Raw genomic sequence first — 19,104 nt, 5'->3', positions numbered from 1 at the left:
ACAACGTCCTTCGAGGCAAGAGTTGATCCGCCGGCAGAGGCGAAGTGGCTTCGTTGGCCGAAATAATGAGCTGTCGAATTTCAGAGATGTCTTGAAGCAGCCACCCGAAGAAACCACACAGTTCGTTTTTCATGTTCGGGGTCCCGGCGGCGTAGGTAAGTCGACGCTCTTGAGGCAAATGGAGGGCGCTGCTCGTGAAACACATGCCATAACAACCTATGTCGACGAGTCAGTGTCTGATGCCCTAGAGGCGATGGAATCAATTAGCGGGCAGTTGGCCCAGCACGGTTTGACTCTAAAGAATTTTGATAAAAGACTTGTGACATACCGGCAGCGCCGCCATGAAGCGCATGCTACTGCCGCTGCCGCTGCGGCGACGCAAGCGGCAGGCGAAATACCACCTTTCTCAAGCCATGGAGCGGAAGGTTCTAGCCCATCCCCTTCCACTGTTGTTGCCTCGCAACTGGGGTTGGTGGGGCTGGGTATGATTCCGGGTGTGGGTGCTTTTGTGGGCGCAGTTGACCCGCAGCAAGTAGCAGCTGGAGCCAGCCATCTCAGAGCAATACTGAGCAGCCGTTTCAATAGTCACGACGATGTCAAGCTTGTCTTGTCTCCACTACAAGAATTGACGCCTATATTTCTTGCAGATCTATCTGAAGTAGCCCAACGGCAATCGTGGCTGGTGCTCTCTTTTGATACATTCGAGCGCATCGGACCGCTTTTGAATTCTTGGTTGCGTGACCTCCTTCTTAGTGATCGCTATGGGGAGATTCCGGCGAACGTTATTGCCATCATAGCCGGCCAGTCCGACCTGGAGGAAAGCTACTGGGGAGATTTTCGAGATCTGATCACCGATATGCCACTTGACGTATTTACAGACAAGGAAGCTCGGCAGCTTTTGGCTGTCAAAGGAGTCACTGACGAGCGGGTCATCGAAGTAATTCTTCAACTATCCAGACGCCTTCCTGTGCTTGTTTCCACGCTCGCTGAAAGCCATCCATCAAGTGCTGAGGAAGTTGGAGATCCTAGCGATACAGCGGTGGAAAGATTTCTGAAGTGGGAAACCGATCCAGCTCGTCGATCTGTCGCTATAGCATGCGCTCTGCCTCAAGAACTAGACGAAGATGTCTATCGTGCAGCTGTGGATGAAGGATCGGCAGGACTTTTCGACTGGCTGAAGGCAATGCCTTTCGTGACCTATAGGGCTGGACGGTGTCGTTACCACGATGTTGTCCGCGCGGCAATGCTGAGACTGCAACGTCAGCAGTCTCTCTCGCGCTGGCAAGAGCAGCAGGGTAATTTGGCAGATTCTTTTCGTCAGCGGCGAGTCCAGTGGGAACAGGCACATTCGTCAGCGAAACGGAGCAACTGGGGGGATGCGGTATGGCGCAATCTGCAAATTCAAGAGATTTATCACCTGCTCTGCGCTAAGCCGCAGACTGAATTCATTGGCGCCTTGCGTCTACTGATTTATGCATACGAGCACAGTGTCAAGACTGCGCGGCGCTGTGCCGAAACTATAGCTCAAGCAGGGAATGACTCAGGCGAGAAAACCCTTAGTGAATGGGGACAGAAGTTCCTCTGTGCCCTTGAGGCGGAATCACTTGTACGTACTCAATCTCTGTCCTTGCTACTGGCGCGTGGAGACCTTGACGCTGAGGGGAGGTCTATCGTTTATACCCTACGAGGTAGGTACCAATTCAAGTCTGAGAATTACGATCAGGCATTGAATGAATATTCTGCAGCTCTCAAACTGAACCCCAATGCACAACTCGCCTACTTTGGTCGTGGGCAGGCTTACCAGCTCATGCTTAGGCCTGATGACGCTCTCGCTGACTTCAATCGTGCTATTGAGCTCGATCCTGAAAGCGTGCGAGCGTTGATCGGCCGCGGGCTTGTCTATCTAACGGGCGGCCAGTTGGAAGCTGCCCTCGCCGATTTCGATGGAGCTATCGAAATCACTCCCGGAAGTATTTCAGCGCACAGAGCTCGGGGCCTTGTGCACCAACAAATGCGGCAATTCACTGAAGCGCTTATTGACTATGATCGCGCTATCGATCTAGATCCGAATTCCGTTTGGACTTACGCTCGTCGTGCGGATACATATCAAAGTTTGGGGAGGAACGAAGAAGCGCTAGCTGATTTCAGTCGCGCTATCGAGATAGATCCCGACAGTGTGAAATCTCTAATTAGTCGAGGTATGATCAGGAATATTCTGGGAAACTTCGATGAAGCTGTTGTTGATTTTAACCGTGCGATCAGCCTAGACCCGGATCACGCATTTGCTCATACAGGCCGTGGTTTGGCCTACGGGTCATTGGGTAAAGGTGATGAAGCCCTGCTGGACTACAATCGAGCAGTCGAGCTCGATCCCGGCAGTGCGAGTATTCTCACTAGCCGCGGCCTTTCTCACCAACTTGAGCGTCGCTTCGAAGATGCTTTGGCCGACTATGATCGTGCACTCGACCTTGATCCAGATAACGTCTGGGCGCGAACGAATCGTGGCCTGGTGCACCACTTTATGGATCAGTACACTGAAGCGCTGAGGGACTTTGACCGGGCCATTGAAATTAGGCCGGATGATGCCTGGGCCTATGCCAGTCGCGGTGACTCACTTCATTGCATGGAGCGGTTTGATGATGCGCTAGTCGACTATAATCGCGCAATCGAGATCAAGCCTGATGACACTCGAGTTCTCCTCAGCCGTGGCCTAACTTACTTCGGTAAGGATATGCTCGAATTTGCAATTTCGGACTATAGTCGCGTGATTGAACTGGAGTCGGAAAATGCTCGTGCGTTGAATTGTCGGGCGCTTGCATATAGTGCGATGGGGCAGTTCGCCGACGCTCTTTCAGACCATGACCGCGCATTTGAGCTAGATCCCAATAGTTCCTGGATCATCAGCAGTCGAGCTGAAACGTATGACATCATGGGAGACTATCGGCGCGCGCTCGCAGACCATGACCGTGCGATTTTAATCGACCCTGAAAACGCTCTCGCTCTCGCTTCTAGAGGTGATACTCATCGCTATCTTGGCCAGTACGATGCTGCAGTTTCCGACTATAGTCGCTCGATCCAAATAGATTCCGATCGGGCGCGATCGTACTCGAAGCGATGCTTTATCTATAGGCTACGGGGTCGCTATGAAGATGCACTCGCAGACTGCAATCGCGCCCTTGACCTTGATCCGGAAAGCGGCTGGTCCTTCACCAATCGCGGCCTAATCTATAGGTTGATGGGGCAATACGAGAAGGCGCTCGCAGACCATAATCGCGCTATCGCGCTCGCACCTCGCAGTTCGTGGGCTCACTATGAGCGCTCCGTGGTGCTGTATGCGCTGTTGCATCCAGATAGAAAAAGGCAAGTAATCCGCACCGTGAAAGTAATTGCCGCAGAGGCGGACACCCCGAGCAGCAAGGGGAACATGTTTCTTTCTGCTTGTCTTATGCTGCGCTGGCAGAAAGCGGAGGACAGTTTCTCTGGCTTCGTCTCGTCCGATCCTGCACCGGGGGAGATAGGGGAACTGCTTGCGGCCATTGATAGTTTGGCTCAAGCGGTTCCGGCTCGAAAGGAGCGGTTGCTCGAATTTCGTCGCAGGTTGGAGACCTATCGTTCCTAGCCGAGCACGGTAGAACCTCTGGCTGTCTCCCGCAAAAGCTGGGTACGGTCAAGGTCGTGTCTGGCACGCGTCAGGGTTGGTCACCCGCAGACGTGCGCTGGTTGATCGCGCGCGACTAGGGGAGCTGGTACGGGCATGTCGGTTGACGCTGCTCGATCGGAAGAGGGGTTCACGTCGGCGAGGGCTACGCGGGTGATGGCCGGCGCGTGCCGGGCCGCGGGGCTCGATGACGGAGGCGCGGAGCTGATTCGGCTTGGGGAGAACGCGCTGTTTCGGCTGGCTTCTGTGCCAGTGATCGTACGTGTAGCGCGGGGGCAAGAGTGGTTGCCCACTGCCCGGACCGAGGTGGCGGTGTCACGTTGGCTGACAGGGGAGGGGTTCCCTGCGGCTCGGATCGTTGAGGACCTGGAGCAGCCGTTCTTGATCGATGGCCACCCCGTGACCTTCTGGCACCTGATCATCGAGGGTGATCGCAAGGCCAACTACAGGGAGTTGGGCGGCATCTTGCGAGACCTGCACTCGCTGACCGTGCCGGACGGTCTCGTCCTCCCGTCGTTCCACCCCTTCGACAAACAGGAACTACGCCTGGACCGGGCCGTGATCCCGGACGATGACAAGGTCTTCTTGCGGAAGCGGTGGCGGGAGCTCCAGGACAAGTACGCCGAGTTGAAGTTCGAAACCGCCAAGGGGCCGGTGCACGGGGACGCACACGTGCAGAACCTCATGGTCGATGATCAGGGACGCGTCATCCTGATCGACTTCGAGGCCTTCTGCTACGACCACCCTGAGTGGGATCTCATGGTGACCTCCGTGGAGCATCACAGCCTTGGGTGGCAGACCGATGAGCAGTACGCCGAGTTCGTGGCCGCGTACGGGCGAGACCTGTACGACTGGCACGGGTACGAGACGCTGCGGGGCATCCAGGAGTTCGGCATGACGACGTGGCTCATGCAGAACGTTCAGGAGGATGAGCGGACGGCGGCGGAGTATCGCCGGCGCATTGCCGGGCTGCGCAACGATGACGCGCCTCGGGACTGGCGGCCCTGGTAGCTGTTACTCGTCGTCCTCGTCCAGGCGGGCGAGTGCGTCGCGTACCTGGTCGTTGAAAGCGGCGACGGTCGGGTTCGTCGCGTGGATGCTCACCTCGGCCTGGAAGTCGGACACGTAGCGCTGGAAGCGTGTCGACTGGAGTGAGTCGCCGCCGTCCACGGCCAGGCTGGCTGTTGTGACGGCGGCTTCCAACTCGCGGTTGAGGAGCTGGCTTTGGGCGAGCACCATGCGGCAGAAGCCGAGGGTTCGGGCGTACTTCGGGTCGGTGCTATCTACGGCGCGCTGAGCTTGTCCGACTGCTTCGCGGCGCATCTTGAGGTCGCGGAAGCAGTGGCAGAGTTCGCCCATGAGTTCCGCTTCGTCGAAGTAGGCGAGCCAGGTCGGGTCTTCGGCGGTGTCGGCGCGTTCGAAGTGGCGCTCTGCCTCCTTCATGGCGCGGGCTGCCGCGATTCCGTCGCCGGCGTTGGACAGGGCGCGGGCCTCCATAGCCGAGTAGTTCGACAAGGCGCGTGGGGTGGCTCGGCCCTTGGCGCCCTCGACGGCGGCGCGGGCCAGTTGTATGGCTTGGTTGTGGTAGCCGAGGTAGTTGGCCTGGTGGCTGAGGTTGCCGAGGATGCGGGCGCCGAACATGCGGTCGTCGATGACCTGGGACAGGCGCAGCGTTGAGGTCAGGTAGCGGTGGGCGAGGCGGTGGTTGCCGACGTCGTACGCAGTCCACGCGAGCAATTGGGAGATCTCGGCGGCTGCGCCGAATAACGAGGTGCCGACCTTCTCGCTGTAGCTCGCGTTCAGCAGAGGCAACACGTCCTCGCGGAAGTAGTGGCGGAGTGCCTTGTGGCCGTGGCCTCCGCCGTACTTGAAGTCGAGCTGCATGAACAGGCCGGCGGCTTCCCTGATCGCGCGAACATCGCGCATGCCGACGCGTTGGTGCGCGGGTCTGTCGGCCTGGATGCCGTCGGGGCGCGCGATCATCCATGTCAGGACGGTCGAGTCGAGGTCGGCGTCCGCGACGGCCAGTTGGTCTGAGACGGGGGCGTCGGCGTGCTCGCGGGATAGGCCGTCGAGGATGGACAGGACGTCGGGGACGGTACTCGGGTAGCCGACGGGTTCGGGGGCTGTCGACTTGGAGCGGTCGAAGAAGCCGAGATTGCCCGGAGTGATGCGCCGGCCGAGCTTGGCTGAGAGAACGTCCGCCATGAGCGCCGCTGTCTGAGGCCTGATGCCTGAGCCTTCGCGCCAACGCTTCACAGCGACATGCGTTGTTCCCAGGTCCATGCCGCGTTGGGCGGCCTCGTCCGTCATGCGTTTCGCAAGGCCCTTGTTGGAGACCTTCGCTTCGTCCATGACCGCGATCAACTGCGCGTTTGGCTCTCGGCTCATGCTCCCCTGCCAACCCGAGAATGACGGCGAGTATTCATCCTGTCACAGCAGTATCGCGGAGGGGGTTCATTTGCGAACCCCCTCCGCCTTTGCCGGTGTTCACATGAACCCCCTGGCGAACGCTCCCGACTGAACCCCCCTCGTCGTTCACTGGTCGGCACAGATTGACGGGCGACAGGGCCTGTCAGTGCCTGGGAGGGAACGCGGTGGAAGCGCAGCAGAGCAAACGCACAGCGAACGCCCCGACCGCGGGCGTTCCACGCCGCTCGGTGCACGATCCGGCGAACGGGCACTTCCGGGCGCTGACGCTCTTCGCCGAGTCGCCGGACTGCGTCAAAGCCGCGCGGGACATGGTGGGTTCCTACCTCCAGACCTGGGCATTGGCGCACGCGGTCGACGACGCTCAGCTCATCGTGTCGGAGCTGGTCGGCAACGTCGTCCATCACGCGGTGCCGGACAACCACCTGGCGTTGCCCGGTGCCGCGCGACGCATAGACGTGTCGCTCATGACGTGGCCGGAAGTGCTGGTCATCGGCGTCTCGGATGAGGACTCGACTCCGCCTGACCTTCCTGCTGGTGAGTGCTTCTCGCCTGAGCTGGCGGGCGACCTCTCTGAGGCGTTGTTGCCGGACCGTGGGCGCGGGCTGTTGATCGTTCAGCGACTGGCCGATGCCGTGTGGTGGTCGGCGGGTGCCAAGGGCGGCAAAACAGTGTGGTGTCGTCTGGATCTCGATCGGCTGTGGGCCGAGAACCATTCGGCTTGACAGGTTCCGGGCCGCCGCCACGATCTGCTCCCTCCGCGATCGGGAGCGGACGGCGGCCCGGTCACTGGCTGGAGTTTGACCACTCCGGCCGAAGGGGCGCGGCTCGTCGGATTGCCGGGAGCTCCCCTCCCGAGACGGGGAGCCGCGCTTCACAACCCCATACCGAGACCGGACCACCCCCGCGCCTGGCAGCAACCGGGGTGGTCCGGGAGGGGACGCGACGGTCCCCGGTGCCTGATGGTACCGGGGTCGTCGCGTTGCGTCGCTTCTCGCCCTGGAATCACGGCAGTTGACGGATCGTCAATTCGACAGGGCTGAGGTGGGCAATGTGGCTGGCGCTGGTGAGGACTGGCTCAGAGACGGACTCGACGACGTTGCAGGCGTGAACTCCAGCTTGTGGATTCCTGGCACGGATTACCTGGCGGGATGGCGGACTGCGCGTGAGGCTGCCGATCGGCTGAACCGTGCGCTCCTCGGCGCCGGCTTCGAGTTGTCGGCCGTGCGGGCTGTCGCCTCGACGGACGAGCAGGGGCGCGGGGTCGTGCGGTTGGCGGGCTGGCCGGACGCGGCGGACCGGCTCGCTGGCCTCCTGGAGGAGCTCGCCAGCGGCAATGGCGGTGGGCGATGAGGTGTTGTTCCGCTGGTGGGTGGTGCGGGTGGGCACGTCGTCGGGTGGAGAGACTTCGGGCGGTAGCTGCCATGGGGCGAGTGAACAGGGGGCCTTACGCTCGCTGGCGGATCGGGCAGTCTCTTGAGCCTGCCCGCGTTCAGCCCGATCGGCCCCCTGTTCTTCGAGGCTCGCCCCATGGGAGCTGCCTAAAGTCTCGGAGGCCGACGACCCCCAGCCCCCAACACCCCCACCTGCAACGGCCGGTCGACGCCTCGACTCCTCCGGCGGGCTGTGGTGTGGGGCGTCGGGCGACCGGCCGGGACCGGCGGCCACGCCGCACGCCCGGCCGGGGCGGTCGGGCGCCCCGGCGCGCCGCAGGCGCGCCCTTGAGGAAGTGAAGACTGTTTCGACCGATCGCCGCCTCCGTTCAGGTGCGGGTGCGTGGGGTGGGTTGTTGGTCGGCGGTGATCCGGTAGGCGAGTTCGGCACGGTCTGCACCGACGCGCAGTTCTTCGAGGATCAGCGGGCGGTCGTCGGTGCCGTGCGCGGTGCGGGTCACGTGCAGGATCGGAGTCGCGTCCGGGAGCTGGAGCGTGGTGCGCTCGTCCGGCAGCGGCATGCGCGCGCGAACGATCTCGGTCCAGGCCAGTGCGTGGCCGGCCTGGGTGAGGACCCAGTAGATCGCCGCCGGGGGCTTGCACGGCTCCTTGCCGAGCAGCGGGACCGCTTCGGCGACCTCGAAGGGGATGAGCGTGCGGTGCATGGCACGGGTTCCGGTGGAGGGGTCGGTGAGCAGCCGGTCACAGCCGAACAGGGCTTCTTCCTCGTCGAGTTGGAGGAGTCGGCTGGTGGTTTTGGTGGTGTGGGTGCGGTAGGTGCTCGGCTGCTCCGCCTCTTGCCAGATGTCGCCGTTGGGCATCACGAATTTGCCCTCCGCGCTGTGGCTGATGCGGCGTTCGATGGTGAGTGCGGGTTGTCCGTCGGAGCGTACGAAGCTGCCCTTGCCGTGCTGTACGTCGATCAGGCCTTCCGCGCGCAGGGCGGCGATGGCGTTGCGGACGGTGGGGCGCGAGACGCCGTAGCGGACCATGAGCTGGGCTTCGGAGGGGAGCGGGCTGCCGGGTTCGTACTCGCCGGACAGGATGGCTTCGCGGATGGCGGCGGCCACCTGTTGGTAGAGGGCTCCGGGGCGCTGGATCTCCGACATGGCGGTCCCTCCGGGGTGGGGTCGTTGGCACGTCGCACGCGCGACATCACTCGTCAGCATAAGTACTTGCACTCTCGCCGTACAGGACTCCATAGTCATAACTCGTAAGGACAAGTGACGTCTGGATATGTCAGGCGTCCCAACTGGCCAAGGAGGCCACAGATCATGCAGTCCATTCCCGTGGACACGACGCGACTGGGCGTACTGCGGTGCGCCATCGCCCCGGAAACAAAGATCAGCAACTTCGAGACACAGGAGGTGAAGAAGGACCGCGACGGCAACCCCGTCTGGACCGTTGCCGTGACCGTGCGGCAGGACGGGCGGCGGATTTCCGTTATCGAGATCGCCGTCAGCGGCGAACCCAAGGGCATCCAGGAAGGACAGATCGTCCGGGTCACCGGACTGATGGCGTTCATGTGGTCGATGGGCGAGCGGCACGGCGTCAGCTTCCGCGCGGAGGCGATCACGCCCGTGCACGGCACCCCGGCGCAAGCCAAGGGCGGTGACGCGTGATGGGGCCGATCCTGCTCGCCTTCGCCCTGGCCGTGCTGGCCTGGATGTTGGTCGTCGGTGACCTCGTGCGCCGGTACCGTCCCCTCTGGCACTGGTATCTGATCGGCTACCCGCTCACCGCATGCCGGGTGGTGTCGACGTGGCGCAAGGTCGCCGTGCTCAACGACCTCGCGGTGTCGCGTCGTCCGTCCCGAGGCCTGCTCGGCGACCTGGTGGTCAAGGGCGATCCGCTGCGGCCGGTGGCTCCGCGGTTCTCCTTCCCGCGGGCCGTGCGCAGCGGGCTGACGGTGACCGTGCGGCTGCATGCGGGTCAGACCCCCGCGACCTACATGAAGGCGGCCGATGCCTTCGCGCACGCGTGGAGGGTCCATGCGGTCCGGGTGACCTCGCCGGAACGCGGCCTGGTGCTGCTGACCGCCATGGCCACCGATCCACTGGCGCGGCCCGGCTTAGCCACCGCCCCGACCGAGCTGCTGTCCGCGCTCATCGGGGCCCTGGAATCCGGCGGCGCGTGGGTGATGAATCTGCGCCTGGTGCCGCACTGGCTTATCACCGGCGCCACCCGCTCCGGGAAATCCACCCTCCTCGCCCGGCTCATCACTCAACTCGCCTCGCAGCCCGTCGCGCTGGTCGGTATCGACTGCAAGGGCGGCATGGAACTGGGCCTGTTCGCCGGACGGTTGAGCGCACTTGCGACCTGCCGACGCGAAGCGGTCACCGTGCTCAGCGCGCTCGTCGTCGACATGCAGGACCGCATGCAGACCTGCCGCACGGTCGGCGTCCGCTCGGTCTGGGAGCTCCCCGACAAGCTGCGGCCGATACCTGTGGTCGTGATTGTTGACGAGATCGCGGAACTGTATCTGTCCGACGGCACGCGAGAGAGCAGGGCGGAAGCCGAGCAGTGCTCTACGCTCCTGCTGCGCCTGGCCCAACTCGGGGCGGCACTCGGCCTGCACCTGGTCGTCTCCGGCCAACGCGTCGGCTCCGACCTCGGCCCCGGCGTCACCGCCCTCCGCGCCCAACTCGGCGGCCGCATCTGCCACCGCGTCAACGACCCCGGCACCGCCGAAATGACCCTGGGCGACCTGAACAAGGACGCCGTGGCCGTGGCTCAGTCGATCACAGCGGAGGAACGCGGCGTGGCCGTGTGCACGAGTCCGGACGGCGGATGGAGCCGCGCCCGCTCCCACCTCACCCCGACCGGGGAAGCCGTGGCAATCACAAAGAAGTACGCAGCCGTCACGCCCGTACTGCCTGCCCTGCACGGTGCCTGCGTGGTTGTGGAAGGAGAGAGCAAGTGGTCAACGAAGGAACGGCATTCACGTTCGCGGTGATCTTCGGGATCATCACCGTCCTCCTCGTCCGCTCCCGCGACGTCCGCGCCTGGGAAGCGATCTGCGTCGGCCTCTTCGGCCTCTACCTCGGCCAGACCCCGGTGCTCTTCACCGTCCACGGTCTCCTCACCTGGTTCGTCTCCGGCTTCTCCCACACCTGAGCAGAAGGGAACCACCATGCCCATGCCTCGCGTGAGGTGCCCGAACTGCAAGGGCGACGGAGCACGGAAGACCTGGACCGGACGGCTGCGGCGGTGCCGTGTCTGCCGAGGCACCGGAACCATCCGCTGACCCACCCACACCATCACTGATCAGCAAGGGAGCACCCCCATGACTGACACCGCGCCACCACCCAACTCCCGTGCCGCTACGGCGGCCCACCCCGGAAGGTCACCACCATCACCACGGATTCAACCCCGGCCGGCAGGCGCGCCGTCCTCGACCGCGCGGCGCGCCTACGCCAACTCTCCGAGACAGACCGCGATGCCCTCCGCATCGCCCAAGATCCGAAGTTCACTCGCTGGCTGGAGCAAGTCACTGCTACCGGCGGGTGCGCGCACCCCATCCATCTGTCCGGCTCGACCACCACGCTGGACGGCGCGACCGGCGAGATCCTCCACCACTACGACACCCGCGCCGAACTCGGCGAACGCCTCCTCGTCCGCTGCCGCAACCGGCGCGCAACCATCTGCGCCCCCTGCTCACGCCTCCACGCCGGCGACACCTTCCACCTGGTCCGCGCGGGCCTGCTCGGCGGCAAGAACGTCCCCGCCACGGTCCGCAACCGTCCACGCCTCTTCGTCACCCTGACCGCCCCGTCATTCGGCTCGGTTCATCGTGCCGGGGAGTTGTGCCGACCGCGCCGCGACGGCGGAATCTGCGAACACGCAAGGCCTCTCGGCTGCGGCCTGGTCCACGCTTCAGACGCCTCGGTTGTCGGCCAACCGCTCTGCCCCGACTGCTACGACTACACAGCTCACGTCCTCTGGCACGCACACGCCTCCAAGTTGTGGGACCGGTTCGTAATCGACGTCCGGCGGCGCCTTGCCTCCGCGGCCGGCGTCGTACAGTCCCGCTTCGCCCAGCACGCCCGGCTGTCCTTCGCGCGCGTCGCCGAATACCAGAAGCGGGCAGCAGTCCACGTCCATGCCGTCGTCCGCCTCGACGGCCCGGCTGGCCCCGACGACGTACCTCCGCTTTGGGGGAGTGCGGAACTGCTCATCGACGTCGTGCGGGCTTCGGCTGGTCGGGTTCTGGTCCGCACCCCATACAGCCCAGCCGTTGGTGAGCTGGCCTTACGTTGGGGCGCACAACTCGACGCCCGACCTCTGCGAGTTGGCGGCAGCGGGCCCGATGACGACGCGGTTGCCGCGTACGTGGCCAAGTACGTCACCAAGGGAGCGAGCGAGACAGGCGCAGGCACCGACCACACGGTCACTCACCGGGCTGACATCGAGTCGGCGCCAGTCAGCGAACACGTTCGCACTCTCATGAGGGCTTGTTGGCGCCTCGGCAGCCTCCCTGAATACGAACCCCTCCGTCTCCGCGCCTGGACTCACACCCTTGGCTACCGGGGACACATCCTCACCAAATCCCGTACGTACTCGACGACATACGCGGCGCTTCGGGCTGGACGCGCCCAACACGTAGGCCACCCCGACACGCCCGACGCGATGACGGATAGGAGCTGGCGTTATATCGGCTCGGGCCACACTTCTGGTGCCGCGCTGATTGCAGCAGGGGTCGCCGAAGACCGCGAACTTTCCCGATGTCTCGCCGTAGAGGCGGGCCTAGAGGGGAGGCGGGGGCAATAGCCGATGCATTCGAGCGTGATGCCCAACTTTCGAGCAAGGCGTCCCTGCGTGCCTCCGCTGTTCGGGAAATGAAGAGCATGGTCGAGAGCGAGATCGTCATTGTGGATGACGACGGTAATGAGGAACCGTTGATCCCTCAACATGGTTCGAGTGAGGCTGCGGAAGCGTCAGATGCGATAAGAGGCTGCATGTTCACCTGGGTCTGGAGTTCATTGCAATTCTCATCCCATCTTTGTGGGTTGCAGAGGGAGTCGGGCGGGCAGGGTTTTCCCGTCCTAAGCATCTCCGCTCGAAGTCATAGCCGCGAATGGTACCGACCAGACGATTCAACCAAACAGATGCTCGGAGGTTCTCCAGGTGAGCGCTGACGGTGGCGGACCAGGAACGGGCGATTCCCTGCCCCCTTCAAATGGTGAAGCAGTTGATGCGGAGTACGTCCGGCGTGTGTACGAACGTGCCATGGACTGGTACAAGGTTGCCGAATCGAAGGCTCAATTTGTTCTCACCGTGAACGGCTTATTGGTGACCGTGACTTTCAGCATCACCGCTGGACATATCTCGGACGGGCGGGAGATGGCTAAAGTGGCAGGAGTTGAAACGTGGTGCTTCTTTCTTTTCTCCACTGGTGCGCTTCTCGGAGCAGTGGCATGCGCGGCAGCGTGCCTGTGGTCACGCCATGGGTCTAACTATAAGGGGACCTTTGCTCTCCTTGGTGTGAACCCGGAGGACCCTACTTCTTACCGCCCGGAGGTGCTTTGGTATTTTGGAGATCTGGCCCATCTGGAGATGGAGCCGGCCGCTGCTTTAATTAGCCGAGCGGACCGCAGGTTCGAGATAACTACCCTGTCGTACAATGTGGTCCACTTGGCGCGAATCGTGCTCCGTAAGCATCGATTCATAAATGCTGGATGGGCGTTGACTGCATTAGCTATCGCGTCGCTAATTCTTGGCGGAGTCAGCGTTTTTGTGCGGGCTCAAACTTAGTGCTGTCACCCGCACATTCCCATGGCTTCTGTGCTCTCCACCGCGAGCCCCGCTGTCAGAGCGCCTCCGCGAAGTCGTCCTCTCGGATCACGAGCCGTTCGCGTACGTCCTTCGGGATCAGGAGGCGGAGGTGAACCTTCGGGGCCCGCACCTTCGGCACCTTCGTGCGGGTGACCTCGCACCGGATACCGACCCGGTACAGGTCCGCGGCCATGGCCTCCATGCCGCCCTCCTGCCAGTGCTCGCGGAACGTCTTCCCATCGTGAACGTTGACCCACCGGTCCTTCGCCGTCTCGGGGTCGATGGCCTCCAACTCCGCAATGAGCTTATCCAGCGTCGCTTCTGCCTGCTCCTTCGTGAACCGTGTCTTCGTGTAGCGGCCCCCGGGTTCCAGCTCCTTCATGTAGAGCGCGACGGCCCCTTGAAGGCGTTTGATCTCCCGCCGTACCTCGGCACCCTCGGCGTACTGGCGTACCTGTACGGGGAAGTCCCCGAGAACCTTGAGTACGTCTTCCACGAGGCGCTCGTAGACCTGGGTGGGGTTCGGTGCGCCGAGTCCACCGCTCTTGCAGTTGCGGCACCGCAGGTAGTGATAGGTCCCGACGCCGTTGTTCGTGATCTGTACGGTCAAGTTCGTCTTGCAGTCCGCGCACAAGAGGACGCCGAGGAACTGCGTCGCTCCGCCGACACGGCGCGGAGGTTGGTTTTTCTTGCGCTTGTCGAGAGCTGCGCCGAGGGTCTCGAACTCCTCCTCCGTGAAGATCGGAGGAGCCACCTTGATGGGTTTGCCGTCCTTGCCGAGGATCGGCTTCGAGCGTCGTTGCCCTCCCTGCTTGTCCTCTTCTACTCGGTAGCCGAGGAGCGCGGGGTTGCGGAGCCGGCGGTGGAGCGTTGCCACGGTGAGGCCCTGGCTCATGAGGCCGGACCGCTTCAGGCAGCGGACCATGAACCGGGCGGAGCGTCCTCGAAGTGCCATGCGCCGAGCCCAGTGCAACGCCCGGTGCGCCTCGGGGTCGATGACGAGACCGAACTTCCCCGAGTCGCTCTCGCCCGTGACGTATCCGTACGTCGGCTTCCCGATGATCCAGTCTTCTTGAGTCTTCGCGTAGTCCCAGAGACTCGTGACCCGGGTGGAGGTGTTGGCAGCCTCGATCTCTGCGATACCGCCGATGATCGTGACCATGATCTTGCCGGCCGTCGTGGTGAGGTCGAGGCTGTCGTTCTTCGAGACGAGGTTCTTCCCGCGCTTCAGGCTCCACTCGATCATCGTCGAGAGGTCGGAGAGACGGCGTACGAAGCGGTCGAGCTTCCAGAACAGAAGCTCATCGAACTCGGGGGAGCGGTTGTTCAGCCAGTCTCCGAGTGACTTCCTCTTCCACGGTGGAACCTTCGTTGCCGACACGTTCAGATCCGAGGCGACGCCGACGACTCGACAGCCGCGCTCCCTCGCGAGGATGCGAAGGTCGAGCTCCTGCCGCACCGGTGACGTCGTTTCGTCTGTCAGTACAGACAGGCGGATGGATAAGAGTGCCCGCGGCGCGTCTTCTGGTAGTAAGGCCTCGGCCCGCCTCAGCTCCTCCAGGAGCGCGCGGTCTGCGGCGGTCCACTCTGCCTCAACTGAGTACTGCCGCTGGTCAGTTGCTGTGCGCTTCCGCGTGTGTGTCCCCATACGCACGACGGTAGAGATGGATATAAACCCGTGTCCATATGCCCGCAGATGGACACTTCCATTCAAATCGGGCCTACGGGGAAGAAGTTGTTGCCTCTTACGGTCAAGAACGCGGCTGCTGCCCCTGGGGGGCACTCGCACTGACGCGGTGCAGTGGGTGGACCTGGAGTGGTGTTGTTCGCAGCCGGCCCGGTCGCGTCGTTGGACGTGGCCGGGCCGGAGGTGTGAGGGGTGGTCAGGGGCCGCTGTTGCTGTTGCCCGGTTCGGGTGAGTTCAGCGCGGTCCAGGGGCCGGGGCAGGTCAGGGTGGCCGGGGTGTTCATCGTTTGGCTCTCGGTGCAGATGGTCTCGAAGACCAGGCCCGTGGTGGTGATGATGTTGTACTTGATGCCTGCGAGTGCCGTACCGCCCTGGCTGTGTTCGTTGACGGACACGGCGCAGGCGTAGCCGTCGGTGCCGCCGTTCGGATAGCCCGTCAGCGTGCTGAGGTCGGTCCATCTCATGGCGTGGTTCTCGTTGGGGCGGACGTCGCGGATGCCCGCGTACGTGATGGTCCCGCTGACTGCGCCGCGTACCTCGTACACCTGCTGGTCCTGGAAACCGTCGATGTCGGCGCAGGGGCCGGTTGCGCCGGTGGCACCTGGGGTGCCAGGAGTGCCGGGGGCACCCGTGGGGCCGGTGGGGCCCTGGTCGCCCTGTGGTCCGGTCGGGCCGGCGGGTCCGGTCGGGCCCGGGGTTCCCGGCTGGCCGGGCTGGCCCTGTGGGCCTGTGGCTCCCGTGGGGCCCTGCGGGCCGGTGGCTCCCTTGTCGCCCTTCGGGCCCTGGTCACCCTTGTCGCCCTTGGGCCCTCTGGGGCCGGTCGGGCCCGTCGGTCCCTTGCAGTTGGTCTTGTGGCCGGGGGTCCGGGACTCGTGCGGGTGGCCCGGTTTGCAGTGGTCGCCACCGTGGTCGGCTCTCGCCCTGGCGTGATCGGTCACGCTGCGCGTCGCCGCGGCGGTCGGATCGGCCATGCCGGTTGCCAGGACCAGGGCGAGCGAGGTGACCATGCCCGCCTTCCGGAACCTGTCCCGGGCCAATGGCCCGAGAAGTGTGGTTCGGAACTCGGCACTCGTCTTCATCCACATGCTCCTTGCTCGACCGGTTCGGGTGATCTCCCGAATTCAAGTGCGAGCTTGACCTGAGCAGAGCGAGGTGATCGGCATGGCGATTCGGAACGCGCCTGCTTGTCGTCATATCGGACTAATTCATGCGTTCTGATGGGGTATTTTTTACCCGCGATCACCCGTCTTGGCTCATGCGCCGCTGTTCGGGGGCTGTCCGGCACGGCCTCCGCGTGGTGGGACGGCCGGGGAACGGGAGCGTGCGACGGTGACGCCCGAGTTTCCGACGGGACGCGAGTGGTCCGGGACGGGTGAGGCCGTGAACGTGAAGCAGCAGACCCTCTGCCTGTGCATGATCGTCAAGAACGAGTCGCTCGTGATCGAGCGCTGCCTGGAGGCCGTCCGCCCGCTCGTCGACTACTGGGTGATCTCCGACACCGGCTCGACGGACGGCACGCAGGACCTGATCCGCAAAGTGCTGGACGGCGTTCCGGGCGAGCTGCACGAGGAGCCCTGGGTCGACTTCGGGCACAACCGGACCCGGAACATTCAGCACGCTCGCGGCAAGGCCGACTACCTGCTCACGCTCGACGCCGACCACGTCATGCGCCAGGACGCCCCGCTGCCCCGGCTGACGGCGGGGTCGTACATGCTGCGCTACGCGGGCCCCGGCACCCAGCACAGGTTCAAGCACCTCATGCGGGGCGACTGGCTGTGGCGCTACGAGGGTGTCACGCACGAGTACCCGTGCACCGACGAGCCCGACGTCCAGGAGAATCTGGACGTGCTCGTCATCGAGGACCAGGCCGACGGCGGGTGCCGCGACGACAAGTTCGAGCGCGACGCACGCCTCTTGAGGCGCGAGCTCGAACGCGACCCGGACAACCCGCGCACGGTTTTCTATCTGGCCAACACCGAACGAGACCTGGGGCACGCAGAGGAGGCGATCGCTCTCTACGAGCGCCGCGCCCGGATGGGGGGTTGGGGCGAGGAGGTCTACTGCGCGCTCCTGGAGGCCGGGATCCTGCGGGCAGAGAAGACGGGCGACTGGCCCGGGGCGATGGACGCGTTCTCCCGGGCTTGGGACGGGCGCCCTCAACGACTCGAAGCCTGCTACGAGTTGGCGTCCCGCTTGCGGCTCGCGGGCCGTTACCGCACGGCGTACGCCCTTCTCGTTGACGTCGTGGGCGGACCGGAACCGGATGACCTGCTGTTCACCCGGCCCTGGGTGTACCGATGGGGGCTCCTCTTCGAGTTCTCGATCACCGCGTACTGGGTCGGCGAGTCCGCGGCCTCCGTCGAGGCGTGCGACAGGTTGCTGGCCCTGCCGGACCTGCCTGACGTGATTCGCCGACAGACCATCACCAACCGGGAGTTCGCCGCCTCGAACGTCGCCACGGTCCCCCGGCCGTCGAGCCCCGTGCGCAGACTGAAGGCCTCCCGGGCGGGCAAGGCGGCCAGGAGGAGGAAGGGACAGGCGACGCGGGGCGGCGACGATTCGGGGGGAGCGGGCACGGCCACTCGTCGTCCGTGATCCGGTCAGTCGGCCTCGGCGGCAGGGCCGTAGAGCGCGGCGATGTCCTCGGACTTGGCCCAGCCGCTGTAGGTGGGGGACTGGGGCCAGTTGTCGGGGGAGTCCTGCCATTCCTCCTGGCGGCCGTAGGGGAGGATGTCGATCAACGGGAAGGTGTGGCTGAGCTGTTCGGTGCCGCGGCCGGTGGTGTGCCAGGTGCGGTAGACGGTGTCGCCGTCGCGCAGGAACACGTTGACCGCGAAGCCTCCGCCGGGGGGTGCGCCGACGTCGGTGCCGAAGGGGCTGTTCTCGGTCGAGTACCACGGCATCCGGTTGCCGACCCGGTGCTTGTACGCGAGCGCCTCCTTGATCGGGCCCTGGGTGACGATGACGAACCGCGCGTCGTAGTTGTCCAGGAACTTCAGGCGCGTGTACTGCGAGGTGAGCCCGGTGCAGCCCGGGCACTGCCACTCCTTGCCCGCGAACCACATGTGGTTGTAGACGATCAGCTGGCTCTTGCCCTCGAAGACGTCCGCCAGCCGTACGGGGCCGTCCTCGCCCTCAAGGGTGTAGTCCGGCATCTCGACCATCGGCAGCCGCCGACGCTCGGCGGCGATGGCGTCGAGCTCCCGCGTCGCGGCCTTCTCACGGGCACGCAGGGCTTCGAGGCGGCGTTCCCACGTCGCGGTGTCCACGACGGGGGGTAGCGGCAGTGCGTTGGTGGTCATGTTCCCTCACAGGGCTCGGGCGCGGCTTGGGCTCGTGGAGGGGTAGACCTCGCGGGGGCGCGGAACTCATCGGTCGATGGCCGGCCGCACCGCGCCACGTTCGCCGACCCCGGGGGCAACGGTCGGCCCTGCGGGTGATCGAGACGCACCGGGCCCTTCCCTCGCGGGGCTACTTGCTGGCGGCGAAGCGCATCAGCGCGTGCTCGTCACCCTGCTTGATCTTGCCCGTCGTATTGATCACTTCGAGCTTCCAGGTGGTGCCGACCCGCAGCGCCTTGGCGACGGCGCAGCCGTTGTCCTGGCTGAGCAGGCTCGGCCAGATGTCGGCGACCTGCTGGGAGGTGCCTCCGGTCGCGTCGTAGACCTTGAAGCTGATGTTGCGCGCCTTCTGGAACGAACTGCCCTTCTTGTAGGCGGCGGCGACGAAGACGATGGATGTGATGTTGGCGGGTACGCGGCCGAATTCGACGGTGACCGTCTCGTCGTCGCCGTCTCCGCGTCCGGTCTGGTTGTCGCCGCTGTGGACCAACGAGCCGTTGCCCATGGGGTCCAGCGAGTCGAGGCCCGCGAGACGGACCGGGTCCGCGCCCTGCATGGCGATGGCGATCAGGTCGAGATCCGTGCCGCTCTTGCGGCGGAGCATGCCCATCATCCCGCCGCTGCTGCCGGCGGTGGGGTCCCAGGAGACCCCGATGGACAGGTGGGTCACCCCGTCCAGATCCGCGGGGCCGTCTTCCTTCGTGAGCGTGATCATGCGCGAGTCATCCTCTTGGCGATGCGACTGGGACAGGCAAAGTGTGCCTCTCCAGCCGGTACGGGA

Annotated in this window: 16 protein-coding genes; 10 read left to right on the top strand and 6 right to left on the bottom strand. The window is 64.2% G+C overall.

Going from position 1 to position 19,104, the window contains the following annotated elements; all coding sequences use genetic code 11:
- The first annotated feature begins 91 nt into the window (after positions 1-91).
- Entirely contained in the window at positions 92-3,619 is a 3,528-nt protein-coding gene (locus tag ACIQI8_RS14660) for a tetratricopeptide repeat protein (RefSeq protein ID WP_402349180.1), read from the top strand.
- Between the two features lie 135 nt (positions 3,620-3,754).
- Positions 3,755-4,669, top strand: coding sequence for a phosphotransferase enzyme family protein (locus ACIQI8_RS14655; RefSeq protein ID WP_402349177.1), 915 nt, complete (start codon positions 3,755-3,757; stop codon positions 4,667-4,669).
- A 3-nt stretch (positions 4,670-4,672) separates the two neighbouring features.
- Here the strand turns inward: ACIQI8_RS14655 and ACIQI8_RS14650 are convergent, their stop codons facing one another.
- Positions 4,673-6,049, bottom strand: a complete 1,377-nt coding sequence (locus ACIQI8_RS14650; protein WP_402349174.1) for a sporulation protein — start codon at positions 6,047-6,049, stop codon at positions 4,673-4,675.
- 206 nt (positions 6,050-6,255) lie between these two features.
- On the opposite strand from ACIQI8_RS14650, the gene ACIQI8_RS14645 reads away from it, so the two are divergent.
- Positions 6,256-6,813: an ATP-binding protein gene (locus ACIQI8_RS14645; RefSeq protein ID WP_402349171.1), complete on the top strand. Its 558-nt coding sequence runs from the start codon at positions 6,256-6,258 to the stop codon at positions 6,811-6,813.
- A gap of 328 nt (positions 6,814-7,141) precedes the next feature.
- Complete coding sequence (locus ACIQI8_RS14640; protein ID WP_402350449.1) at positions 7,142-7,441, top strand: hypothetical protein; 300 nt, start codon at positions 7,142-7,144, stop codon at positions 7,439-7,441.
- Positions 7,442-7,850: 409 nt separating this feature from the next.
- Here the strand turns inward: ACIQI8_RS14640 and ACIQI8_RS14635 are convergent, their stop codons facing one another.
- A complete protein-coding gene (locus tag ACIQI8_RS14635; protein WP_402349168.1) occupies positions 7,851-8,630 on the bottom strand; it encodes a GntR family transcriptional regulator in 780 nt (259 codons plus the stop codon).
- A gap of 165 nt (positions 8,631-8,795) precedes the next feature.
- On the opposite strand from ACIQI8_RS14635, the gene ACIQI8_RS14630 reads away from it, so the two are divergent.
- From ACIQI8_RS14630 to ACIQI8_RS14610, 5 genes are all read left to right on the top strand, one after another.
- On the top strand, positions 8,796-9,143 hold the full coding sequence (locus ACIQI8_RS14630) for a hypothetical protein (RefSeq protein WP_402349165.1): 348 nt from the start codon (positions 8,796-8,798) through the stop codon (positions 9,141-9,143).
- Positions 9,143-10,477, top strand: a complete 1,335-nt coding sequence (locus tag ACIQI8_RS14625; protein WP_402350446.1) for an FtsK/SpoIIIE domain-containing protein — start codon at positions 9,143-9,145, stop codon at positions 10,475-10,477. The genes ACIQI8_RS14630 and ACIQI8_RS14625 overlap by 1 nt, the downstream gene beginning before the upstream one ends.
- Entirely contained in the window at positions 10,441-10,638 is a 198-nt protein-coding gene (locus tag ACIQI8_RS14620) for a hypothetical protein (protein WP_402349162.1), read from the top strand. Before ACIQI8_RS14625 ends, ACIQI8_RS14620 begins: the two co-directional genes overlap by 37 nt.
- A gap of 237 nt (positions 10,639-10,875) precedes the next feature.
- Positions 10,876-12,291, top strand: a complete 1,416-nt coding sequence (locus ACIQI8_RS14615; protein ID WP_402350443.1) for a replication initiator — start codon at positions 10,876-10,878, stop codon at positions 12,289-12,291.
- Positions 12,292-12,750: 459 nt separating this feature from the next.
- Positions 12,751-13,275, top strand: a complete 525-nt coding sequence (locus ACIQI8_RS14610; RefSeq protein ID WP_402349159.1) for a hypothetical protein — start codon at positions 12,751-12,753, stop codon at positions 13,273-13,275.
- 55 nt (positions 13,276-13,330) lie between these two features.
- Here ACIQI8_RS14610 and ACIQI8_RS14605 read toward each other — a convergent pair whose 3' ends face one another.
- Together ACIQI8_RS14605 and ACIQI8_RS14600 are read right to left on the bottom strand one after the other, a co-directional pair.
- Positions 13,331-14,944, bottom strand: coding sequence for a recombinase family protein (locus ACIQI8_RS14605; RefSeq protein ID WP_402349156.1), 1,614 nt, complete (start codon positions 14,942-14,944; stop codon positions 13,331-13,333).
- 235 nt (positions 14,945-15,179) lie between these two features.
- Positions 15,180-16,061, bottom strand: coding sequence for a hypothetical protein (locus ACIQI8_RS14600; protein ID WP_402349153.1), 882 nt, complete (start codon positions 16,059-16,061; stop codon positions 15,180-15,182).
- A 334-nt stretch (positions 16,062-16,395) separates the two neighbouring features.
- Here ACIQI8_RS14600 and ACIQI8_RS14595 point away from each other — a divergent pair, with 334 nt between their 5' ends.
- Positions 16,396-17,577, top strand: a complete 1,182-nt coding sequence (locus ACIQI8_RS14595) for a glycosyltransferase (RefSeq protein ID WP_402350440.1) — start codon at positions 16,396-16,398, stop codon at positions 17,575-17,577.
- Positions 17,578-17,582: 5 nt separating this feature from the next.
- Here the strand turns inward: ACIQI8_RS14595 and ACIQI8_RS14590 are convergent, their stop codons facing one another.
- On the bottom strand, positions 17,583-18,284 hold the full coding sequence (locus ACIQI8_RS14590) for a DUF899 domain-containing protein (protein WP_402349150.1): 702 nt from the start codon (positions 18,282-18,284) through the stop codon (positions 17,583-17,585).
- A 169-nt stretch (positions 18,285-18,453) separates the two neighbouring features.
- Positions 18,454-19,038, bottom strand: a complete 585-nt coding sequence (locus ACIQI8_RS14585; protein WP_402349147.1) for a TerD family protein — start codon at positions 19,036-19,038, stop codon at positions 18,454-18,456.
- Between the last annotated feature and the right edge of the window lie 66 nt (positions 19,039-19,104).

The sequence above is a fragment of the Streptomyces sp. NPDC092369 genome (assembly GCF_044755245.1).
Taxonomy (GTDB): Bacteria; Actinomycetota; Actinomycetes; order Streptomycetales; family Streptomycetaceae; genus Streptomyces.
This window is presented reverse-complemented; position numbering and strand designations above follow the sequence as displayed.

Coding starts and splice junctions, on each gene's coding strand:
- ACIQI8_RS14595 (WP_402350440.1), top strand. CDS start 16,396: ATGATCGTCAAGAACGAGTCGCTCGTGATCGAGCGCTGCCTGGAGGCC.
- ACIQI8_RS14635 (WP_402349168.1), bottom strand. CDS start 8,630: ATGTCGGAGATCCAGCGCCCCGGAGCCCTCTACCAACAGGTGGCCGCC.
- ACIQI8_RS14650 (WP_402349174.1), bottom strand. CDS start 6,049: ATGAGCCGAGAGCCAAACGCGCAGTTGATCGCGGTCATGGACGAAGCG.
- ACIQI8_RS14610 (WP_402349159.1), top strand. CDS start 12,751: ATGGACTGGTACAAGGTTGCCGAATCGAAGGCTCAATTTGTTCTCACC.
- ACIQI8_RS14605 (WP_402349156.1), bottom strand. CDS start 14,944: ATGGGGACACACACGCGGAAGCGCACAGCAACTGACCAGCGGCAGTAC.
- ACIQI8_RS14600 (WP_402349153.1), bottom strand. CDS start 16,061: ATGAAGACGAGTGCCGAGTTCCGAACCACACTTCTCGGGCCATTGGCC.
- ACIQI8_RS14630 (WP_402349165.1), top strand. CDS start 8,796: ATGCAGTCCATTCCCGTGGACACGACGCGACTGGGCGTACTGCGGTGC.
- ACIQI8_RS14655 (WP_402349177.1), top strand. CDS start 3,755: ATGTCGGTTGACGCTGCTCGATCGGAAGAGGGGTTCACGTCGGCGAGG.
- ACIQI8_RS14590 (WP_402349150.1), bottom strand. CDS start 18,284: ATGACCACCAACGCACTGCCGCTACCCCCCGTCGTGGACACCGCGACG.
- ACIQI8_RS14585 (WP_402349147.1), bottom strand. CDS start 19,038: ATGATCACGCTCACGAAGGAAGACGGCCCCGCGGATCTGGACGGGGTG.
- ACIQI8_RS14625 (WP_402350446.1), top strand. CDS start 9,143: ATGGGGCCGATCCTGCTCGCCTTCGCCCTGGCCGTGCTGGCCTGGATG.